21 protein-coding genes are annotated in these 21737 nt (G+C 46.3%); 1 reads left to right on the top strand and 20 read right to left on the bottom strand.

Translation table 11 applies throughout. From position 1 onward, the window contains the following. Nucleotides 1-74 precede the first annotated feature (74 nt). The 13 genes from BBC0122_RS07430 to pcaD form a co-directional block, all read right to left on the bottom strand. On the bottom strand, nt 75-1118 hold the full coding sequence (locus BBC0122_RS07430; RefSeq protein ID WP_188318010.1) for a 3-carboxy-cis,cis-muconate cycloisomerase: 1044 nt from the start codon (nt 1116-1118) through the stop codon (nt 75-77). Nucleotides 1119-1198: 80 nt separating this feature from the next. After that, on the bottom strand, nt 1199-2602 hold the full coding sequence (locus BBC0122_RS07425; RefSeq protein ID WP_077992599.1) for an MFS transporter: 1404 nt from the start codon (nt 2600-2602) through the stop codon (nt 1199-1201). Nucleotides 2603-2623: 21 nt separating this feature from the next. Next, nucleotides 2624-2752, bottom strand: a complete 129-nt coding sequence (locus tag BBC0122_RS13295; RefSeq protein ID WP_255520163.1) for a hypothetical protein — start codon at nt 2750-2752, stop codon at nt 2624-2626. A gap of 356 nt (nt 2753-3108) precedes the next feature. Next, the gene (locus BBC0122_RS07420; RefSeq protein WP_077992597.1) at nt 3109-3801 is read right to left on the bottom strand and encodes an NIPSNAP family protein; all 693 of its coding nucleotides are present in this window, start codon (nt 3799-3801) and stop codon (nt 3109-3111) included. Nucleotides 3802-3816: 15 nt separating this feature from the next. After that, on the bottom strand, nt 3817-5550 hold the full coding sequence (locus BBC0122_RS07415; RefSeq protein WP_077992595.1) for an FAD-binding protein: 1734 nt from the start codon (nt 5548-5550) through the stop codon (nt 3817-3819). Between the two features lie 2 nt (nt 5551-5552). Continuing rightward, nucleotides 5553-7301, bottom strand: a complete 1749-nt coding sequence (locus BBC0122_RS07410) for an FAD-dependent oxidoreductase (RefSeq protein ID WP_210188137.1) — start codon at nt 7299-7301, stop codon at nt 5553-5555. An 18-nt stretch (nt 7302-7319) separates the two neighbouring features. Further along, nucleotides 7320-8357, bottom strand: a complete 1038-nt coding sequence (locus BBC0122_RS07405) for a Gfo/Idh/MocA family protein (RefSeq protein ID WP_077992585.1) — start codon at nt 8355-8357, stop codon at nt 7320-7322. A gap of 45 nt (nt 8358-8402) precedes the next feature. After that, nucleotides 8403-9236 (bottom strand): sugar phosphate isomerase/epimerase family protein, encoded by an 834-nt coding sequence (locus BBC0122_RS07400; protein ID WP_077992583.1) that lies wholly within the window; start codon nt 9234-9236, stop codon nt 8403-8405. 34 nt (nt 9237-9270) lie between these two features. Continuing rightward, on the bottom strand, nt 9271-10068 hold the full coding sequence (locus BBC0122_RS07395) for a shikimate dehydrogenase family protein (RefSeq protein WP_077992581.1): 798 nt from the start codon (nt 10066-10068) through the stop codon (nt 9271-9273). A gap of 141 nt (nt 10069-10209) precedes the next feature. Further along, a complete protein-coding gene (gene pcaG / locus BBC0122_RS07390) occupies nt 10210-10836 on the bottom strand; it encodes a protocatechuate 3,4-dioxygenase subunit alpha (RefSeq protein ID WP_077992579.1) in 627 nt (208 codons plus the stop codon). A gap of 1 nt (nt 10837) precedes the next feature. Then, nucleotides 10838-11557 (bottom strand): protocatechuate 3,4-dioxygenase subunit beta, encoded by a 720-nt coding sequence (gene pcaH, locus BBC0122_RS07385; RefSeq protein WP_077992577.1) that lies wholly within the window; start codon nt 11555-11557, stop codon nt 10838-10840. A gap of 24 nt (nt 11558-11581) precedes the next feature. Beyond that, nucleotides 11582-11977, bottom strand: a complete 396-nt coding sequence (gene pcaC, locus BBC0122_RS07380) for a 4-carboxymuconolactone decarboxylase (RefSeq protein WP_077992575.1) — start codon at nt 11975-11977, stop codon at nt 11582-11584. Then, nucleotides 11970-12767, bottom strand: coding sequence for a 3-oxoadipate enol-lactonase (pcaD, locus tag BBC0122_RS07375; RefSeq protein ID WP_077992574.1), 798 nt, complete (start codon nt 12765-12767; stop codon nt 11970-11972). The genes pcaC and pcaD overlap by 8 nt, the downstream gene beginning before the upstream one ends. An 89-nt stretch (nt 12768-12856) precedes the next feature. On the opposite strand from pcaD, the gene pcaQ reads away from it, so the two are divergent. Further along, nucleotides 12857-13780: a pca operon transcription factor PcaQ gene (gene pcaQ, locus BBC0122_RS07370; RefSeq protein ID WP_077992572.1), complete on the top strand. Its 924-nt coding sequence runs from the start codon at nt 12857-12859 to the stop codon at nt 13778-13780. A 129-nt stretch (nt 13781-13909) separates the two neighbouring features. Here the strand turns inward: pcaQ and pqqE are convergent, their stop codons facing one another. From pqqE to BBC0122_RS07340, 7 genes are all read right to left on the bottom strand, one after another. Continuing rightward, complete coding sequence (gene pqqE, locus BBC0122_RS07365; protein ID WP_077992571.1) at nt 13910-15004, bottom strand: pyrroloquinoline quinone biosynthesis protein PqqE; 1095 nt, start codon at nt 15002-15004, stop codon at nt 13910-13912. Continuing rightward, the gene (pqqD, locus tag BBC0122_RS07360) at nt 15001-15306 is read right to left on the bottom strand and encodes a pyrroloquinoline quinone biosynthesis peptide chaperone PqqD (protein ID WP_225868089.1); all 306 of its coding nucleotides are present in this window, start codon (nt 15304-15306) and stop codon (nt 15001-15003) included. Before pqqD ends, pqqE begins: the two co-directional genes overlap by 4 nt. Then, on the bottom strand, nt 15303-16061 hold the full coding sequence (gene pqqC / locus BBC0122_RS07355; protein WP_149866650.1) for a pyrroloquinoline-quinone synthase PqqC: 759 nt from the start codon (nt 16059-16061) through the stop codon (nt 15303-15305). The genes pqqD and pqqC overlap by 4 nt, the downstream gene beginning before the upstream one ends. Then, on the bottom strand, nt 16054-16989 hold the full coding sequence (gene pqqB, locus BBC0122_RS07350; RefSeq protein ID WP_077992569.1) for a pyrroloquinoline quinone biosynthesis protein PqqB: 936 nt from the start codon (nt 16987-16989) through the stop codon (nt 16054-16056). The genes pqqC and pqqB overlap by 8 nt, the downstream gene beginning before the upstream one ends. A 209-nt stretch (nt 16990-17198) precedes the next feature. After that, entirely contained in the window at nt 17199-17294 is a 96-nt protein-coding gene (locus BBC0122_RS12785; protein ID WP_149866649.1) for a pyrroloquinoline quinone precursor peptide PqqA, read from the bottom strand. Nucleotides 17295-17378: 84 nt separating this feature from the next. After that, nucleotides 17379-19826, bottom strand: coding sequence for a membrane-bound PQQ-dependent dehydrogenase, glucose/quinate/shikimate family (locus BBC0122_RS07345; RefSeq protein ID WP_077992566.1), 2448 nt, complete (start codon nt 19824-19826; stop codon nt 17379-17381). A 286-nt stretch (nt 19827-20112) separates the two neighbouring features. Next, on the bottom strand, nt 20113-21150 hold the full coding sequence (locus tag BBC0122_RS07340) for a LacI family DNA-binding transcriptional regulator (protein WP_077992564.1): 1038 nt from the start codon (nt 21148-21150) through the stop codon (nt 20113-20115). Nucleotides 21151-21737 lie beyond the last annotated feature (587 nt).

Below are 21737 nucleotides of genomic sequence, written 5' to 3'. Positions count from 1 at the left end.
GTATAAATGCCCGCTCGTTTACTCGACTGATTGTAAGCAGTCGTTTTCCCGCAATCTCCTCGCGATAACGGGTATTAGGTTCTGACCTCCTGAAATGACATTGTTTCCAATAGCTTCCCCGTCTCTAACAAAGCTCCCCCCGATGTCACCGCCATTTGCGGTAAAACCAGCCATTCCAAGCTCCAGGCAGCGCCGGATCTTTCATTTTCATGGATGAGCGATTGTGCAATCGTGCCGAGAAGTCCGGCTTGCAGCCGCGCTATAGACACGAGAATTTCTGCCTTAACAGGATTGTTTTTATGAGGCATTGCAGAAGATGTTCCGCTTTTTGCCAGCGCGATTGCGTGAACTTCGTTTTGCGCCATTAAAACAATATCCTGCCCGATTTTTCCGAGTGTTCCGGCAATCAGACAGAATGTTTCGGCAATGTCGATAATCCGGCTACGGTCCGTCTGCCAGCTATTTCCATAATCGAGATCAAGCCTTTCAGCCATCAAGCGAACAATATCCCGACTTTTCGTGCCGAAATCGAAATTGTTGCCGATTGCTCCGCCGGTTTGAACAGTAAAAAAAGTCGACTGCGCGTGGGAGAGCCTCGATTGATTGGCTAAAAGTGCATTCATCCAGGTGGAAAGCTTGTCGGAAACGGTCATCGGACGGGCAATTTGCATGCGTGTATGTGCAATATAAGTTTGCTTTCCATAGCGCTTTGCCAAATCTTCAACTTGCTGAAGAACTATGCTTAAAGATTGTTCCAATCTTTTAAACACACGTTTTAACCTCAACATAAGTGCCGTGTCGACAATATCCTGACTTGTTGAACCTTTGTGGATTGACGTATCAAATGGCGCTCCCGCTTTTTGGCGAAGTTGTTTGACGAGTTCGGGAACGGGAACACCATCACGTTGCATCGCCTGTTTTATGGCCGCCACATCGGGCTTGAAACCGGCGTAGAGTTTTTCAAGATAGGTTCCATGTGCTTCGGGAATAAATCCGGTTTCTTTCTGGGCAAATGCCAAAGCCGCTTCGACATCGATCATAGACTGCAATTCGGCGTCGATCGAAAACAGCTTTGAAATTTCGGGGTCTTCAACCAGACAATCAATCAGTTTTTCCAAAATTGCACACTCCAAATAACTCTGATTTTTACATCGAATGTTACGTCATCCAAGCATCGAAAAGAATATGACACGACTATTCATTCGGTCGTTGCAATGGTATGGAGAACGGAATTCTTCCGCGAGCGATGATATTCGTCGAAAGGTACCGGATGCGCATCCGGCTTACCAAGATCTTCGACGCGAATTCGATAAGTCTCTCGCGATAGAAAGGCTGCACATGCCGCGATACAAGTCACTGCAAAACCTGCCAAACCGATGGTAAGAGGAATATTGTGGGCACCCGGAGGAGCAATAATAGCAAACACCGATGCCAGAAGTGACGAGATCGGAACGCCGATATTATTGGAAATAGCCACAGCTGTTACACGTACTTCAGCAGGAAATAATTCCGGATAATAACAAGGATAGACAGCGTTGAAGCATTGGAAGATGAGACCCCATCCGACAATAGCATATATGATTGCCATGAAAACGTTGTGCTGGCTGATTGCCTCGAGAAAAAAATAGCACATCGCACCCGATCCCAACAATCCGAAGATCGCCACAGGACGTCGGCCGATCCGGTCGGAAAGCATTCCGACGAATGGACTGATGATGACAGCTACGACATTTGCCAATAATGTAATCCAGAGAAAGGATTGCTTCTCGATATTGATGCCATAGGCTGCCTGTGTAGCATAAGCGCCACCAAAAACCGTGATAACGACCGGAACCACATTGTTCAGCGACATCAAGCTGACTTTTACCATATCCTTCCAATGGTACCGGATAGCATTATGAATCGGTGCGCGAACTTTATGGTGTTCTTTTTCGGCTTCCGTGAAAATCTTTGTTTCACTGACATGGCGACGGATGAGCAAACCCGCAATAATGAGCAAGACAGAAAGAAGAAACGGTATGCGCCATCCCCATGACATGAAGGCATCATTTGAAAGGAACGAAGCAAAGGGAATAAATATACCGGCAGCCAATAATTGACCAAAGCTTATACCTTGTTGCGCAAAGCTTGCATAAAAGTTTCGTTGTCCCAGCGGAGCCTGTTCGAGAATGAGTGATCCGGCTCCCGACATTTCACCTGCAACCGCGAAACCTTGAACAAGTCTCAAGAATACAAGTAAAATAGGTGCGAGAATGCCGACCTGCTGATAGGTTGGTAGTAAACCGACACCGATAGTGGATATTCCCATTAAAAACATACAGAGAATGAGCACACTTTTCCGGCCGAAACGATCTCCCCATTGTCCAAGATAAAAAGCCCCGACAGGACGTGCTACATAGCCAACACCGTAAGTGGCCAATGACGCAATGATGCCGATTGTAGGATTTCCGGTAGGGAAAAAAAGTGTTGGAAATACGAAGGATGCAGCCATCGCATAAATAAAAAAATCATAATATTCAAGTGTCGAACCGATCCAACCGCTCGCTGCGGCCTTTCGGGATTCTTTTTTCTGATTTTCTCTGTGTTCGGCTATAACAACCATTATGGTCCTCCCGCCATCCTGTTACACAATAACCCCGTCAAACTTTACTTCCTCCAGAAGTTCTTGAATGAAGTTGACAGAAGTTGTTTCTCCCCCTGTTGCGACATATTTGCCCTTGACGCCTCCATCCAGCGTAAAGGATTCCTCCATCAAGTCACCGCAAACAGTGCTAGAAAACATAACCAATAAAATAAATAAAGTCAAAAAATAATTATAATACATAACGTATAGGTTATATATTATAGAAATTTAGTTATATATTTTGTGTCAAGCCATGAGTTGATAGCGCCGGTCAAAACAGCCGGTTTATCGAAAGGCAATTGCAAACCGGTCGGATAATCTAAATTATGAAAAAACAATTGAATATAAGCTATGGAGAATTTGTTATATAATTCAATAATTTAAAATATATTTTTAAACGGGATACATGTTCATAATTTTTAGAAACAAAATAGTATTAATTGAAGGAAGATATGGGACATGAAAAGAATATATATTAATTATTTTTATAATATATCGATAAAGAAACTGCCGGAAACATTCCGACAGTTTGTGGCTTTGAAACGAAGTGATAAAACGGCCTCAGGAGAGGGGGAAATCGGCAGCGGAACAATTAGCGAAGAGCGCATATCGGATGTTAGCCAATCGGGGCCGCCTTTCGGGGGCCAGACAGACTTTGCAACAGATTGGGCGCGTAGTTCAAAGCGTTCATTGGGGGTTTTATATGGCCATATATGGGTAATGCGTGGTCTTCCATCCAGACTATACAAAGCAATTGTCAAAGGTGAAATTTTTTCCCGTTCGGGCACAGCGTCTTCCCATGCTTTCAGAATATGAGGCAGCCCCCCGTGCTTATAGACGTAACTGCGCAATTCATAAATCGGACCGAATGCTCCGGTTTCAACCGGCTTTAAAAATGGAAACGGACTATAGGTTTCAAGGGTAAGCTCGCTCATCCATTCAGATGCACCGAACGGGTTGGATGAAGTCAGTGTACGCTTGCGCTCGGATGCGAGGTCGCTTTCATTGGCAAAGCCACGCAATAAAATAACCTGATTTAACGGTCCTACCTCTGTTGTGAAGGCGCCCAGAAGCTTACCTTTTGCGTCATTTTCGTTACAAAAAGCTTGAATTGCAGGAGCGGCTTTTCCGGCAGCTCCCATTGAAAGTTGTAAAGTGGCGATTTCGTAGCGTTGCATATTAAACCTTTCTTTTTAAGTCATTGATGAAGGTAGTTTTCCGGCAATATATTTTGCAATCCGCCAACCGAAAACGATTGCCGGACCTATTGTTGTTCCGGGACCCGGATAGGTCCCCCTGAATATCGAACTCGCATCGTTACCACATGCAAAAAGTCCATCAATCACGTTATTATGGTCGTCAATGACGCGGCCATATTCGTCGCAATCAAGGCCGGCGGAACTGGCGAGATCAAATGGCCGGACCTCGACCGCGTAAAAAGGTGCTTTTCCAATTGTGCCCATACAGGGATTGGGGGAATATGCGGCATCGCCGTTGAAACGGTTCATTGTGCTTGTTCCACGCCCGAAATCCGCATCATTGCCGGTTTCTGCAAATTTATTGTATCGTGCCACGGTTTTTTGCAAATTGTCGGCATTAATACCGAGTTTTTTAGCCAGACTTGCCAAATCGTCCGCTTTTTTAATGTAACCCTTTTTCAAATATGCATTAAGACCAACACCATTTGGTAAGACAAGGCCAAGACCATATTTATGAATGAAGTCATCATCAACAATGAGGAATGCCGGAATAGAGGGAACTTGCCCGCTGCTTTTTATCGCTCCCATGCAGAAGTCGTGATAACTGTTGGATTCATTAACAAATCTTTCGCCATTCCTGTTGACGGCAAGAAGGCCGGGCTTTGCTCTATCAAGAATGATGTGAGGCCATACGACCAACTCCCCGTTTACATCTTGATAAAAAGAGCAGGGCATCCATAGCGCCGGACTATCTCCGGATGCATTAAGTTTTGCCCCTATATCCATGGCCGAATGAACACCGTCACCGGTGTTGCTTCGGGGAGCAAGGCAATTCTCTTTTGTTCCTTCCGGATAAAGCAAGTCACGCAGATGCCGGTTCCACGCAATTCCTCCTGTTGCCAAAACAACACCTTTTCGGGCAAAGATTTTTCGTTTTCCCGAAGGGCTATCGACTTCCGCACCAATGATCTTTCCGTTGTCTATTATGAGTTTTGTCAATGGTGTGTCGAATTCGATATTCACATTATTCTTTTTCAAACTGTAAAACAGTTGGCCAACCAAAGCGTTGCCCATCAGAATGCGCGTACCACGCGCATAGGAAAGACGATCTTTAAAATAACGTAATACGATTTTCATTGTCGTGATGAAATTATTCAGGCTCGAAAACCGGTTCAGGATTTTCAATAATTCGTCGCGTCCGACCATCATTCCGCCAAGCCCCATGAAGACCGACCTTGGCGGTCGAATACGCTTGAAATCTTCACCGAGAAGGCGTCCGTCAAATGCCGTTGGTGATAGTGCCCGTCCACCAAAAGCACCGCCTTCGGCCTCTATATAGTCAGGGTGTGCTTTTGCAGCGACAAACCTGACATCGGTTTTTTTTGTCAATTCGTCAATAGCTGACGGGCCGGACTTTAAAAATGCTTCCCGTTGGGCATTTCCGCCGCGATTGCCGACGACGTGATCTAAAAATTTCCGTGCATCTTCTACATGGTCAGGAACGCCTGCCTCGACGCTCAAACGGGTTCCCGGTACCCAGGTGGTACCACCGGACGTGGCTGTAATGCCGCCTACCTGACCGGTTTTCTCGCATAAAAGCACGTCGAGCCCTTCCAGTTTTGCTATGAGCGCGGCCGTCATTCCGGCAGCGCCAGCGCCAAAAACCAGAATATCGACGGTCTGTGGTGGCGTTGCGTTCCGGGTTTCGGGAAGAGAGTGATCGAGCATGTTTAATCTCCACGGAAACTATTTTTTTGATGTTGTTCTGCGGCATTTTTCCCGATGATATAACCGAAAGTCATAGCCGGCCCTAAAGTAATGCCACCACTCGGATAAGTGCCGCCGAAAATACTGTTCATATCGTTACCGGCAGCGAAAAGACCTTGGATAGGTTCTTCATGCGCGTCAAGAACGCGGCCATCCTCATCACAGATGAGCCCGGCAAAAGTGCCAAGACTTCCAGGTACGATTTCAACTGCATAGAACGGAGCCTTGCAGAGTGGCGCTATGCATGGATTGGGTTTGTGATCGGGGTCGCCTTGTGCACGTTGATAAGCCGTTGAACCACGATGAAACTCGTTATCTTCACCACGAACCGCGTCTTCGTTGTAGCGACTGACTGTCTGTACCAGTCCGATAGCGTCGATGCCGCAAAGTTTTGCGAGTTCGTTGAGCGAATTTGCACGTTTGAGATACCCGTTACGTAACCATTTTGTTAAAGGTACGGGAAATGGTTTGACAGCCCCCAATCCATAGCGGCGCACAAAGTGATGATCGGCTATGAGCCAAGCTTTGACAGGTTCGTTGTGTGGAGTTGCCTCGATAAGCGCGGCTATAAAATCGTAATAGGGACCGTCTTCGTAAACAAAGCGTTTTCCATTTTCACGGACGGAAATAATTCCCGGTTTGCCGCGCTCGACAAGATGCGGAAAACGTCCGACAGTTCCATCTTTTCGCGGTACGAGCGAGACTGGCGCCCATGCACCGGCAGAAAATTGTGTTCTGTCCACAATACCACCGGCCTGTTCTGCGATATTCAGGCCTTCACCGGTATTGCTTAAAGGGGCAGCCGAGTGGTGCGGAGTGCCGTGGGCGACATGAGGAAATAATGCCGCTTGCCTTAATGGATCGTGAGGAAATCCTCCCGTTGCCAATACAACACCATATCGGGCTTTAATGGTTTTTAACTGTCCATTATGGTGAAAAATTGCACCTTCAACGGATTGATTGTTTTTTATTAATGATTGCGCGGCATATTCCGTTAGCAACCGGACATGATGGATGTCGCAAGATTTGAGCAATCGGGCAACCAGTGCGTTGCCATTGACGATTTGCATGGAACGTCCGTATCGGCAAATATCGGCAATATGACGTAACAGGCGTTTTGTGACGTAACGAAAAGCCGGGAAAGAGCGAAAAACAGTCAAAAATGCCCGCATGTCGGCGCCGGCTGCTATTCCCATGCCCAACAAGGTTGTTTCGGGAATTGGTTTGGCGAGTTTGTTGATGAGAGAACCGAGTTCGCGTCCGTCGTAAGGAGCCGCAACAACTGAACGGCCACCTTTTGCAGCGTCTTTCAAATGACCGTGAAAATCAGGTACTGCACTTCCCGGATTAAATGATACCGCAGTCTTCTTCTCAAAGAAGTCGAGCATCTCCGGCGCAGTTTCGAGATACCGGTTGATTAATTTTTCATTATAACGATTGCCGACTATACTGCGGAGGTAACGTTTTGGTGCTTCCTCGTCTTCCGTTATGCCGTCTTTAATCACCTGAGGCGCATGAGGAATCCATAACCACCCGCCTGAATATGCGGTGGTGCCGCCGATTTCAGGTTCTTTTTCGGCTACAATGACGTCGAGACCTTTTGCAGCAGCGGTTACTGCGGTGGAAAGCCCGCCCGCACCGGATCCAATGACAAGCAGGTCACAAGTCAGATCAGAAGGTTTGTTGTATTCGACTGAAGGATCGTTAGGCACAATGAAAATCCTGCAACTTCAATTCAGATAAATGGTTTTAGCTGTTAAGGCCGCTTCTTTGACCGCGAGAGTTGTTCGCAAAGTCTCCAGACCTTCACGTCCGCTCACAAGAGGGACGGCAACATTGGCGATAACATCACGGAAGTTTCGTAACTGGACAATAAAAGGATCAATGCGCTGATATTCAAAACGATTACGAGCGAGTTCATTAAGCCAGCTACGTTCTCCGTTATAGGTCCAATATTCCAGACTTGGTAAAGCCAGACAGCCATGAGTACCGCCGATAAAATAGGCATTTTCCGGATATTGCGGGAAAGCCGCATTTTCTTGCGCGCTCATATCCCAACTCCAAGGTGCGGTGATAGAATCCGAGATTGACAAAGTTGCAATAATTCCGCTTTTAAACTGCAAAATAGCACCGCAATTTTCTTCATTTTCAAAGTTGCGTATCTTGCTGGTGGTAACGGCCTGAACGCTATCAACCTCTCCGAACAAATACCGAAGACAGTCAATATCGTGGATCATATTGACGACGACGGGTCCAGCGCCTTTTGCCCGTCTCCAGGGCGTAGCGAAATAATCATCCGGCTTCATGACCCAAAACATACAATGGGCAGCCAGAATATTTCCGAGCTTGCCGGACGTAATTATTTCTTTAGCTTTTTGCAGCAAGGGATTATGGCGACGGTGATGGCCTATAAGGAGTGGAACATGGTTGTTTTCTGCTGCTTCAACCAGCTTCATTGCATCTTCGACATGGTCTGCTATCGGCTTTTCAAGCAAAATCGGTATTTTTGCGTTAACAGCCTCAAGAGCGTTTGAAACGTGATATTGGTTTGGTGTTGCAATGATAATGCCATCAGGTACCATATTCGCTAGCATAGACGTGAGATTATCAAACCAGGGTACGCCGACACTATTTGCATAAACGAGCGCGTCATCGGAAGGATCGATAATTGCACAAACATCGACGTTCGGCTCCTTGCCAATAATATCCATATGACGTTTGCCGATAACTCCGGCGCCCATGATAGCTAGCTTTATGGCGTTGTTCATTGTTTTTCCCTTTTAAGGATAACGGCAGCGTCGAACCGGATTTAGTCATTCACGTAATGACCAGCCCCTTCCGGCCTGATCGAGAACCCTTTTGGCTCCTTCTATAGCCAGTCTCGCACAGGCTTCGGGACCTTGTTTTTCAAGAATATCGAGATTGGGAACTTCAAGGCTGATCGGCAAATCTTCGGGAATGGCTTTTACAAGTGAAACAAGATCTATATTGCCGCTGCCAGGCATTAATCGCGCACCCCGTGCGACGGCAATAAGACTGGCATCATCGTGCTTATAAGGTATCGGGCCGTCACAAAGCTGAACATAATGAAGGAATGATGAAGGCAAATTTTCAATGTCTTCCAGTGTCGAGTCACTACGGTCAAAATGCAGCGCATCTATGAGAATGCCAGCGTTTGGCGATTTTATCTTTTCAATGATTGCCCGCGCTTCTTTTATTGATTTGACTGCCGTCCATGGCATGAATTCAAGATCGGCGGTCAGATTGGCGGTGCCGGCCAGCTCGCAAAACTGAAGAAAATTATCGCACAAACGGTTGCGATCAAAATCGTCAGCGGCAACTAGAACGTGCTTGGCGGCAAGCGCATGCGCATTTTCGATAAAAGGTTTGAAACTCGCAACATCGGTTTTATCCTGAAGGCGAACAATTTCCACGTCACCGACTTTGATATTATAGTCTTCAAGTGCCGAGACTGTATCTTTCAAAAGCTGTTTGTCGGTTAACAGAGGATAGGCGGCTTCGGTTGGAGCTGCCGGCAGCATTCTCAATCCGACAGAAGTATATCCGAGCCGTGAAGCAATTTTTATTGTTTCGATCGGCGAAATATTACCGACAGTCAGAAAAGCAAGTGAAAATGTGTGAGCCATGTTGATTCCGTAAAATTGAAAAATATGTTCACGCTTAATCGGCGCGCGTCACGAGAAATTCTATCAGCAGATCTTTGACCTTGTTGAACATATCAAGTCCCACAACGACATTGGAGCCGCGGCTTTTTGCATATTTGATCCAGGCCGTTTCAACGGGTTTTGTGATGACATCTCCAGCCCAAAGCCCATCGGAAAAATTGTCGACCGCAAAGGGAAGCGGGTCGGTTTCTTTCATGCCGGTCGGTGTGGCATTGATGGCAATATCGAACCCTTCAAGATCTCTGGTGCCTGCTATAACCTTACATTTCCCGAGCGAGTTAAGACGATCAATCATTTTAGATTGTCTGTTCTGATCGAGATCAAATACGGCGAGTTCGCCTATTCCGTTGGTGGTAAGCGCATGAGCAATAGCGCTACCGGCGCCACCCAACCCGCATAACAAAGCACGTTTGCCTTCCAGCGTGCACCCTTTTTCCTTGAGTGCCAAAACATAACCAAGGCCGTCAAGCATATCACCTTCATAGCCATTTTCCGTTACCTTGATAACGTTGACAGCACCGAGAAATTCCGAACGGGGGCTTAATTTGTCACAATAGGATGCAGACGGAATTTTATGAGGTATAGTGACAATTATGCTATCAAGGTTTTGCATAATGCGACAGGCTTTGAAAAATGTATCCAGATCCTTGCTTGCAATATGAGCTGGCACACAAATAGCATTTATGCCTTTATCCTGTAATGATTTGGAAATTCCCTCCGGTGATCGCACTTGCGCGATAGGGTCGCCAATAATAAAATGCAACCTTGTAGCGCCGTCCAGATACTTTATCATTCCGCTCTCCCGTTTTCAGACTGATTTCGTTTTGCGCTCTCCGGGTATTGCCAGGCGAGAAACATCGTTCATAAAATTTGCGTATTGTCGTTATGCCATTGCGGATTGTTAAATCTGCAATGGCAAATTTTGAAACTTGCTTCACATGTCCAGAAAGACAGTTTCATTTTCACCTTGAACGATAATATTGAAGGTGAAGACTGTGACATTATCGCGTTTGGACTTTTTTGCGATCAATGTATTGCGACGCTTTTCAGAATCAATCCGGTTGAGGAGCGGGTCCTGTTTGTTCAACTCCTCCATATCGGAAAAATACGCCCGCGTATGAAGGCCGATATTGATACCCCGTGCACCAACCCAGACCGTTATATGGGGAGCCTGTTTGCGTCCATCGGGGTAGGGGGTAACACCCGGCCGAATTGTTTCAAACCGGAAAAAGGCTTTATCGGCCGATGCCGGCTGTCGTCCCCATCCGGTGAAAGTCGGATCGGCTTTGCCTCGCGTCTCGTTGACAGAATTGTAAAGCCCGTTGGCATCGGCCTGCCAGATTTCGACCAAAGCATCTTTTATCGGCTCGCCACCGCCGTCAAAAACCTGTCCTTCGAGAATGATGCGCTCGCCTTTTGTTTCATCTGTCAACATTGTCGAACCGAGATCATGGGGATAGACACCATGAATGCCGACATAATTGGGTGTTGCACCGATATGGATGTAGGGGCCAACGGTTTGCGAAGGAGATTCTTTGAGATAATGAAGTTCCTGAACCATATTAATTGCCCTCCATACGATTTTCAAACATTGTCGAACGACGCCCGCGAAGCACAATGTCGAACTTATAAGCCAAAGCATCCATCGGTATTGTTGCATTGCGATCGAGTTTTGCGATCAGGCGGCCGATTGCTTCCGGATCGGGAATCGTTTTGACAATCGGGCACTGCCAGATCATCGGATCACCTTCAAAATACATTTGGGTAATCAAACGCTGGGCAAATGCATGACCGAATAACGAAAAATGGATATGGGCAGGACGCCAATCATTCACACCGTTCGGCCACGGATATGCACCCGGCTTGATCGTGCGGAACATGTAAAAGCCGTTTTCATCAGTAATTGTGCGTCCGCATCCACCAAAATTCGGGTCAATTTCGGCGAGATAAGTTTCTTTTTTGTGCCTGTAACGGCCGCCGGCATTGGCTTGCCAGAATTCAAGTAAAGTACCCGGAACCCCGTTGCCATTTTCATCAAGAACACGCCCGTAAACCACAATGCGCTGGCCGATCGGCGAGCCTGTCTTGGCATAATTGCGGATAAGATCATTATCGAGTTCACCAAGTATATCGTGGCCAAAAACCGGACCGGTCATTTCCGAGATTGTCGGCCCCAAAGAAAGCAACGCATTGCGCGGTGACCGTAAAACACTGGTTTTGTATTGAGGTGTATATGCCGGTGGATGCCAATTTCTATCGCGTTGGATAAAACGTCCATTCATTTTTTCCTCCTCCTGTCATTTCAACTATTTCTGAACACCAAGTTTCTGTAATTCCCTCTTGGCTATCTTGATTGCGCTATTGGCGCTTGGAACGCCGGCATAAACCGCTACATGCATTAACGCTTCAAGGATGTCCTGAGCGGTAGCACCGGTGTTTTGCGTGGCATTGACATGCATGGCAAATTCTTCCTCGTGACCCAATGCTGCCAATAAAGCCAATGTCACAATCGAACGTTCCCGTTTGCTGAAGTGTGGGCGGGACCATAAACTGCCCCATGCGCCCTCTGTTATGAATGTCTGAAAATCGGTATCAAACGGCGTTGTATTGGCTACAGCCCTGTCAACATAGGAATCCCCAAGCACCTGTCGGCGCGTAAGCATACCTTTTTCATAACGCTCGTTTTTTCCATTTTCAGCCATGCAATTTCTCCGAAATAAAACTTCTCAATGCCTTTATTGTAAGCTCCGGCTGCTCTATACATGGCAGATGTCCGCAAGCAGCAATGGTTTGATAATCGGCATTGGCAATGAGATCAGCCGTTTGTTTGACCAATTGCGGTGGTGTCGACAGGTCGTTTTCTCCGACAATGGCCAATGTTGGCACCTTCAGTTGAGCGGTCTGTGATGTGAGATCACTATCACGCAATGCAAAACAGGTGGCGCAGTAGGCTTTGGAACTGGTCCGTTCCAGCATATTGCGGTAACATGCATAAGCATCAGGTCTCTTCTGCTTGAAATCATGTGTTAGCCAGCGCGTCATGATATTTTTGCCGACAGCAGGAATTCCCCGTTCACGAATAATGGCTATCCGCTCGTTCCATGATTTGTCATCGCCAATTTTTGCAGCCGTGTCCATCAATACAAGTCCGGCAACTTTTTCCGGATGATGATAAGCAAAATTTTGTGCGATAAGCCCTCCGACAGATAGTCCCACAAGTATAATGTCGTCTTTCCATGAAACGGCATCGAGCAGTCGAGACAAATCCTCGGTCAAAAGATCAATCGAATAGGCTTCCTCTTCACCACCGGAAAGCCCATGCCCGCGCTTATCATAACAAAGACACCGGTAATCCCTTGAAAGATCGCTAACAACATCATCCCAAATGCGCAGATCTGTGCCCAGAGAATTGATAAAGACGATGTGTCGATTTTTGTCAGCCCCCCTTATGGAATAATTTACCGCTATATTATTTGCCAAACAAAATTTCATATCATCCTCTCCTATGGTTACTCTAAAAGAATTGACAGTTTATGTAAAATGATAAATTATGCTTCTACTATAACTAATAGGTTATATAAATGATAGCTTTCCAACAAATCAGACTTCGTCACTTAAAGACATTCCAGGAAGTTGCGAGGCAGAAAAGCATAAATGCTGCTGCTGACGTATTGGCGATTACGCAACCCGGCGTTTCTAAAACCATTCGGGAACTGGAAACCATTCTTAACACCCAATTGTTCGACCGTAGTCATAGAACACTCCGTCTGACACCGGTTGGCAAGCGCTTTTTGACGCATATAGAAAATTCTATGTTGGCATTGCGTTTGGGCGTGGAAGAAATTGAAGAGACCCACTCGCCGGAAGCAAAGCCGCTTCATATCGGCGCATTGCCGACTGTATCAGCGCGACTGTTACCAAAAGCGATACAACGTTATATTGCCCGTAAAATAGGGGGTAGACCCGTTATCGTAACAGGGCCGAATAATTATTTGATTAATCAGTTACGCGAAGGACGGGTTGATATTGTCATAGGCCGCATGGGCGAACCATCAGAAATGATCGGATTGCATTTCGAGCATCTTTATTCGGAAAAAATCTGTTTTGCAGTACGACCCGAACATCCGCTTCTGAAGAGGGCCAATTTCGATATTGCAGCGATGGGGCAATTCGATTTCATTCTGCCAACCCAACAATCGATTATTCGTCCGGCAGTGGAAAAACTATTGCTGATTTCCGATATGCCTCGTCTCAATATTGTTGCAGAAACTGTTTCGACTGCTTTTGGTCGCTCTTACACGCGTTCGAGCGATACAATATGGGTAATTTCGGAAGGGGTAGTTCTCGAAGATATTCGTGCAGGCTCTTTGGTGGCTTTGCCGGTTGATACATCGGAAACTTTGGGGCCGGTGGGAATGACAATGCGAACGGAAAGCAAGGTTTCACCGGCTCTTGAATTTGTGATGAATGATATTCGTAGAGAAGCGAACAATTTCCATCCTTGATAGACGTTCAAGAAAAAGCTTTAACTATCTGTTTGTAAACTGTTTTTCGTTTACAAAGAAAAGAATGGAAAGCTATGGCGAATGCCTTTCACGACGGGATTTGGTAAATCCGGATAATATTGATTATGATTATTGAAAGAGACCTATGCGGCGGTATTGAAGCGGCGCATTGGCATGGCTTGCTTGCTCTCCCAACTGTTTGATTTTCTGGTGAAATGGTGACTTGATGCAAGCCGGATCCGTGGCCGATGCATCTCCAACCAGTGCCAAAGCCTGACAACGACAGCCACCAAAATCTATATCGCGCCTTTTGCAGGAACGGCATGGCTCCGGCATCCAGTCAAAGCCACGAAATGCATTGAATGCACTCGAATTGTGCCAGATTTCGGAAAGCGTTTTTTCACCGAACTTGTCAAAATGTAATGTTTTAATGGTTTTTGCAGCGTGACAGGGTAGAACTGTGCCGTCGGGAATGACGACAAAAGCATCGCGTGCCCATCCGCCCATACATGGTTTGGGGTAATCGGCAAAATAATCGGGAATAACATAGTCGATATTGATGATACCCCGTAGCTTTTCGCGATATTTTTCGACCTTTTCCATCTGTTTTTCAAAGTTTTCACGCTTGGGCATCAAAGCGTTGCGATTGAGTAATGCCCAGCCGGAATATTGAACATTGGCGATTTCAATGCGTTCGGCATCAAGTTCAAGGGCAAGCTCGAAATAGGCGTCAAGCTCGTCAATATTATACCGATGGATCGGTGCATTCAAAGTGAGTGGAAGCCCCAGTTTACGGACAAGTTTTGCCGTTGCAATTTTCTTCCCGAACGCGCCTTTATAGTGACCTATCAATTCGGTTGTTTGCGGAGTTGTCCCCTGTAACGACAATTGAACGTGATCGAGGCCTGCCTCTTTCAAAGCTTCCAATGTTCTTTCGGGCAAGGCAACACCGGCGGTAATCAGGTTGGAATAGATTGCACTGTCGTGAACGGCTGCAACAATTTCTACAAGATCTTTACGCAATGTCGGTTCGCCACCGGAAAGATGTGCTTGTAACACGCCAAGTTTTGCGGCTTCTTTAAAAAGCTTTTCCCAAAAGTTTTTATCCTGTTCCTGATCGGCTTTCATGAGTTCCAGAGGATTGGAACAATAGGGGCATTGAAGCGGACATCTATAAGTGAGTTCCGCCAGCATACTGATGGGAGGAAAAATTTCTACAGTCATATTTTCACGACAAGTTGGTCGGCCCAATCTTGTAAAAAGGAGTAAACATCATCAATGATTTCGTGAACCGGAGCGTCATAGGTTTCGGATAAAGAAAGAGCAATTTCGCGTGCAGTTTTTGTTCCGTCACAAAGCCGCAATATATCAAGTCCTATATCATTCGGCCAAAATACTTTTTCCGGTGAAAGCAGCGCATAAGCCTTTCTCACCGGCTCATATTGGATTCTCACGTGATGGAACAATTCGGGGCGACTTTCGTCGCTCAGAATTTTTCTATGTTTTGTCAACCGGTCCGTCATCATTCGTTCGAGGTTCCGCGGAATGCACCGGGCGGAATACGGCCGGCTTCCCCGTAAGCGTAATCCAACGCATCAAGCATTGACCAGAGAACGCCGGTTTTAAATATCAATGCATCTATGACAGCCTGTTGTTTTTCCGGCGTATTTGCGTGTTCACGGACATAGGCCAATGAAAAACTTGAATCTTTCGGAGCCTGCGTCAATCGCGGCTTGAAATAGGCCAATGTTTCTTCGCTCACATAAGGATATTTTGCCAAAATACCCGGAACACGCTCGGCGATGATTGTCGGTGAAAACAATTCCGTCAATGAAGAGGCAACACCTTCAAGAAGCGGTCTCTGGCGACAGAAATTGACATAGGCTTCAACGGCAAAACGCGTTGACCAAAGGGCTTGTCTTTCGCTTTTGACAACTTCTTCATCAAGTCCCAGACCGGTTGCGAGTTTTAACCAGCGCGCAACGCCGCCATCCAACCCGTTTGTGCCATCATGATCGGTAATCCGGCGACGCCATTCGGCGCGAAAAACCGGATCTGTGGAATTCATCAGAATTGCCGCATCTTTTCGCGGAATGGCCGCCTGATAACAATAGCGGTTCAATGCCCAGGCCTGAAGCTGCAATTTTGTCATTTTGCCAGCCATCATCATTTTATGATGGGGGTGATTGATGTGATAGCGTTCTTTGCCTATCTGGCGCAGTATTTTTTCAAGCTCGTCAGGTGTAAGGCCGTTACGCGCTATATTATGATAATCAGTCAAAGTTTAACTCCATTCCGTCAAATGCAACTTTCCAGCCCGATTGTTCGACTTTTTGACGTTCAGCCGAATGATCGTCAAGAACCGGATTACTATTATTGATATGGATAAATATTTTTTCAGGAATTGCCGTGTTGCGCCAGGCTTCAATGGCGCCATCTTCACCTGATATTGACATATGCCCCATGCGCTGTCCGGTTTTAGGGCCAAGACCGGCTTTTATCATTTCATCGTCACAAAACAGCGTACCGTCAAAAAACAGACAATCACTATTTTCGACCTGACTTTTGACAAAAGCTGTCACCTTGGCGCAGCCTGGAATATAGGAAACCGAACGGTTCTTCTTTTTGTCAAAAATTCTGATGCCGATTGTGTCTTCATCTTCGGATCCGAAATTTTTTTTCTTCTTGTCTTCAAGAAAAAGAGCAATTTTTCCGGGAACGGGAAAGGCCTTGATTTGTATGCCTGTCGGTTCATTTTCTACATTACAAATTTTTGTCAACTTATTGACAGGCAAGGGTATTTTTTTAACAATTGCCGGATCAAGAATGTTAAATACCGGATTGTTTTCAAGCACATGAATCACACGTTCGGTAGCGTAGATGACAAAGGGCTGTCTCTCGCGCATGGTCAGGAGGCCTGCAATATGGTCAATATCGGCATTGGTGAGAACAACTGCCGAAATCGGGGTTGAACGCAACAGTCCATTCGGGTCGGGAAAAAGTTCCGGCGTTGAATTGATTTGCTGACGCAGATCCGGCGAGGCATTGAAGAGCACCCATTGTTTTTTATCGGTCGAGGCGATGATGCTTGATTGGGTGCGGGCTAAGAAACCGGATTGATGGTTGCGTGCATTGCGGCTCAGATAATAATTGCAATTCCATTGCGGAAAGCCACCGCCGGCTGCTGATCCTAAAACTTTAATATACATAACGAATTGTCTGATGTGGCGATCTGATTAAATTTCCATAATTGCCGGAATATTGAAATAGCTGCCATTTAAACGATCAAGGCAAATATCCGGCTATCGTTCATTTTCAAGATTTCCGGCTGTTCTTGTTACACAGATATGTGCAGGGCAAGTTCAAGTCGTTTTTTAAATGTAACGCCTGCAAAAAGCATGCAGGCGTCACCTTCAAATCAGCGTTTGTTTTTTACTTCCGCAGGTAAATAGCGGGAAATCTCCATTCCTGCAGCAACCTGACACATAGCGGGTTTTTTCCATGTCTTTTTCACAATTTTTCTCCTTCAATATTCGGGTTAGTTGCTCTTGCCGGATAGACCGGAAAGAGCTTTTTTCAAAAAGGAATGTTATCCTTTTTATTTATTATCCGGCAAGCTATAGGCGATAACCAGATCGGAACGGTTCTTATTGGTTCCTGTACGTGTGGCACCACCCACAACAGCAACGATATACTGTTTGCCATCCTTACCGATATAAGACATTGGTGCACCTTGTCCGCCAACGGGTAGACGACCGCGCCAGAGTTCTTTTCCTGTATCGCTATCAAATGCACGGATGTAATAATCAAGCGAACCATGGAAGAAGGTCAACCCGCCACCGGTAACCAGTGGCCCGCCCATTGTCGGCATTCCGACCGGAATGTAAACGCCGGGAACAAATCCGTGAACCGGTGCATCCTGAATGGAACCAAGCGGTACCTGCCATTTGGTTTTTCCGGTAACAAGGTCGATAGCTGTCAAAGAGCCGAATGGCGGTTTAAAGCATGGTATGCCGAGTGGCGAAACAAACATTGACCTTTCAACACCCCAAGGAGTGCCGGTTTGCGTTGAATATTCGCCTTCTGTGGTCGGCTTCAAACCGATTTTTACAGCGACATCCTGTTTAATGAAACGGCCCCATTGTGCCATCCGTATATCGTTGACAATGAGCGTTCCGGTTGCTGCGTCAATGGCGCCGCCACCCCAGTTCATGCCACCGTAATAGCCGGGGAAGATAAGGGTACGTTTCTTATCCGACAATGGTGTCCATTCGCCTTCCCAACGCATCGACTTGAATGCGATACGGCAGACGAGCTGATCGAAAATGGTCGCACCCCACATATCGGATTCTTTAAGTCTTTCAGTACCAACCGAAAGAGCCGAGAAAGGTTGTGTTGGTGCAACATTCATGCCCGGCATTGCATCTGTGGCAACAGCGCGTTGTTCTACCGGATAGACCGGTTGGCCATTGCGGCGGTCAAGAACGAAAATCTCGCCACGTTTTGTCAACTGGATGACAACCGGTACAACCGAACCATCCGGACGCGGAAGGTCATAAAGAATAGGTTGTGAGGAAACATCATAGTCGAACTGGTCTCTATTGGCAGTCCGGAAATGCCAGACTTCCTTACCTGTTTTAATATCTACCGCGACGATAGAGTCGTTATATTCGTCCGAATATGGATGGCGATTGCCTGTCCAGAAATCCGGTGTCTGGTTACCTGTCGGGAAATAGACAAGGTGGAGTTTCGGATCATAAGCGGCAGTGCCCCAGAAATTCGGTGTTTCAGGTGCATAGGTTTGACCTGCAGGCAGTGGAGTGCTGTCTTTTGCACCACGTGCTGCATCCCATGCCCAGAGAATTTTACCGGTAATGGCATCAAAACCGCGAACAACACCGGAAGGTTCACCAACCGTCAGGTTATCGTTCAAACGCCCGCCAACGACAATCACACCATCAGCAACAAGCGGAGCAGACGTGATATTGTATGAACCCTGATCGCTTGTAGGAGGCTCTTTTGTGAGGCCTACAGTCAGGTCAACAAAACCGTTGTCGCCGAAACCTTCACAAAGCTTGCCGGTTTCTGCGTCAAGTGTGAAGAGACGTGCGTCGATAGTGGTCACAACAATGCGTTTGAGACAAGCGGAAGGAAGGGCAGCACTGTTATTGCTGCTGTTTCCGTTGTCATCAGTTTGAACGGAATGGTTGGCAGAAGCTTGCCGATATTGTTCTGTCAGATCGGTATAGCCGACACCGCGGCATCTCTTCCAGCCTTTTGTACTCTGAAAGATTTGCGGCTTCGGATCATACCGCCATTTCTCGGTTCCGGTCGTCGCATCGAGCGCAATAACTTTATTGAGCGGTGTGCAAAGATAGACCGTGTCATCCACTTTCAGCGGGGTGACCTGATATTCTGCGCCATCAACGGCAAGATCACCTGTGTGATAAGTCCAGGCGACCTTCAAATCCTTGACATTGGATTTGTTGATCTGGTCGAATTGCGCATAACGATTGCCTTTTGTATTGCGTCCCCATGCAGGCCAGTCATTTCCGCTGTCCTTTCCGGCATCGCTATAAACAACCGGCGATTTTTCACCGCTTGCAGTTACCAATGCGTGCGGACGCGGCATATTGGCGAGAACTGCAATAACAGCAATGGCAAGCACAACAGAGCTGACCGTTGCGAACATTGCCGAAAATGATTTTTCACCATTTTTCTTGCGCAAGGCAGGCGAAACAATCGAAACCACCAAGGCAAAAACAAGAAATACCATAATTCTTGGCACAAGTTGCCAAAAATCGAAGCCGACTTCCCAGAATGACCACAAAAGATCAACGATGAGTAGCCCGTAGGCAACCCATAACGCCAATGACCGGCGCCTGAATACATCAAACCCGATGACCATCATGGCTATGCCTGCAATGGCATAAAACCAGGAACCGCCCAGTGCAATGAGCCAGACACCGCCAATAGTGAGTGCCAGCCCTAATAATAGAGCAATGATCCCCAGGACGCGTAACGTCCAAATTTTCCAATTCGTCATTTATACTCCCAATCTTATTGGATGACCCAAGCCGTTCAACAAATTACGAACAAAATTCCGGCATATTGCTTTGCTGGATTGTTGTTCGTCTGCTTTATCGACCAGCAATTTTTACGAGAAACAAAGGTTAGAAGCCTTTACAAATTGCGCATGGCTGAAAGTGTTTGTGGCTCGTTTCAGCCTGCGACATTTTGTCTCTAATTTTGTGTAGTCTGACAAGGGCATCGCGGCAAGGCGCGGGGCGTCACTAAAATGACGCAATTGCCGCAACAAAAAACTTGATCTTTCAAATATTTGTTTTGCAAAAAATTTTAAATTCCGGCTGCCTCAGATGTGTTCCATGATTTCCCGCCAGAATCGGGGCTGCGGCATTGGCTATAGCCCATGCAACCTGTGTGTCGGCATCCTGATCCAAAACGAAGTCAATCACGTCTTGTTGAAGAAGGCGTTTATGCTTTTCACTCAATTCGTGACTGATCCATTTTGGCCTTTCGGGCATTGTTTTCAAAATATTGCCAATGACATCGGGTGCATGGACGGTTGTATAAACGCCGACAATATGGTGGTTTTTGAATGCCTGAAGTGCGATTGCACGGGTCATTTCATCATTTTCGGTGGTTTCATTTATGGTAACCGGATAGCGATGGTCGATAATTTGTCGAAATCCGACGACGCGGTCGCGATGTTCCCGTCTTTTGGCAGACCCGTGTATGACAAGAATCTCCCCGTCATCCCTCAGTAACCCGTTCATCAGATGACCGGCAGTTTGTCCTTGAACGAAATTATCGACACCACCATAAAGATGATTGACTTCAACCGGTACGTCATTGACGATGGTTATGATATGTTGCCCGCGCGCCGAAATCTCGCGAAGTGCAGGGATGGCTGCATCGTCCGACTCTGCGGCGATAATAAGCGCATTGCGTTGAAAAGGCGGTTCCAGAATTGCTTTATAAAGATTGTCGTGATCGCCCTCGGCAATAAGTGTGCGGTGTAACGAAATATATGACGGCAGGTTGCGGGCGTGGATTTGGGCAAATGTGTCGATTTCTTTCCACAAAGGTGAATGATTGTGAGGCCCATTTTTAGGAATGATAAGTTCGATACGATAGGTACCATGCCATATTTCCGGCAGAACGCGCCTCAAACCAAGTTCTCTTGCAGCCGCAATTACTTTTTTGCGTGTCGCTTCCGATACACTTCCACGTTCATTCAAAACCCGATCGACAGTGCTTCGGCTCATCCCCGTCAGTCGCGCTATATCGGATGTATTGACGCGTTTAATGGCTGCTTTTCCCAAGCTTGAATAGGCTATAGCGGACAAAAACTCTTCTCCTGAAACTATCTCTCGAAAACTGGCGTTAAAACACCTTTGAAAAACAGTTCATTTCAATTTCAAAGGCATACGGATGCACCTTCAAAGGCATACGGATGCACCGAAGCTCGTTAAACGTGCCTTGAATTGGAAATGGCAAGAACACGAACATTTTTCGATTGACGCGTGACACCTCATACTTGGCACTTGATAAAAACGGGAGCGTGATAATAACATAAAGCGTGATTTAAAAATCTGTTTTCCGGCACTGTAACAGTTTTTTGAAGAGGTAAAAGCGCGGTGAGAAATAAAACCATGTTGTAAAATCAATATCCATTTAGTTAAATAAAAATGAATAGTATATATTATGAAAAGATATAAATATAAAAAAATAAGTTTTAATTATTATAATATATTATTTATATATTTGAATTAATTTTTTTAAAGAATTTTATTTGTGATAATATTTGTTTCAGAAATTGAAAAACCTTGACAGTGCGCAGGGGTATTATTTAACTCTATGCATGCCAATAAGTGATAGTGCCGGACATGATGCTTGTCGGGCGAGTATCTGAAATTTTCGGAGACATATATTT

This window comes from Ditibartonella choladocola, assembly GCF_002007565.1.
Taxonomy (GTDB): domain Bacteria; phylum Pseudomonadota; class Alphaproteobacteria; order Rhizobiales; family Rhizobiaceae; genus Bartonella; species Bartonella choladocola.
This window is presented reverse-complemented; position numbering and strand designations above follow the sequence as displayed.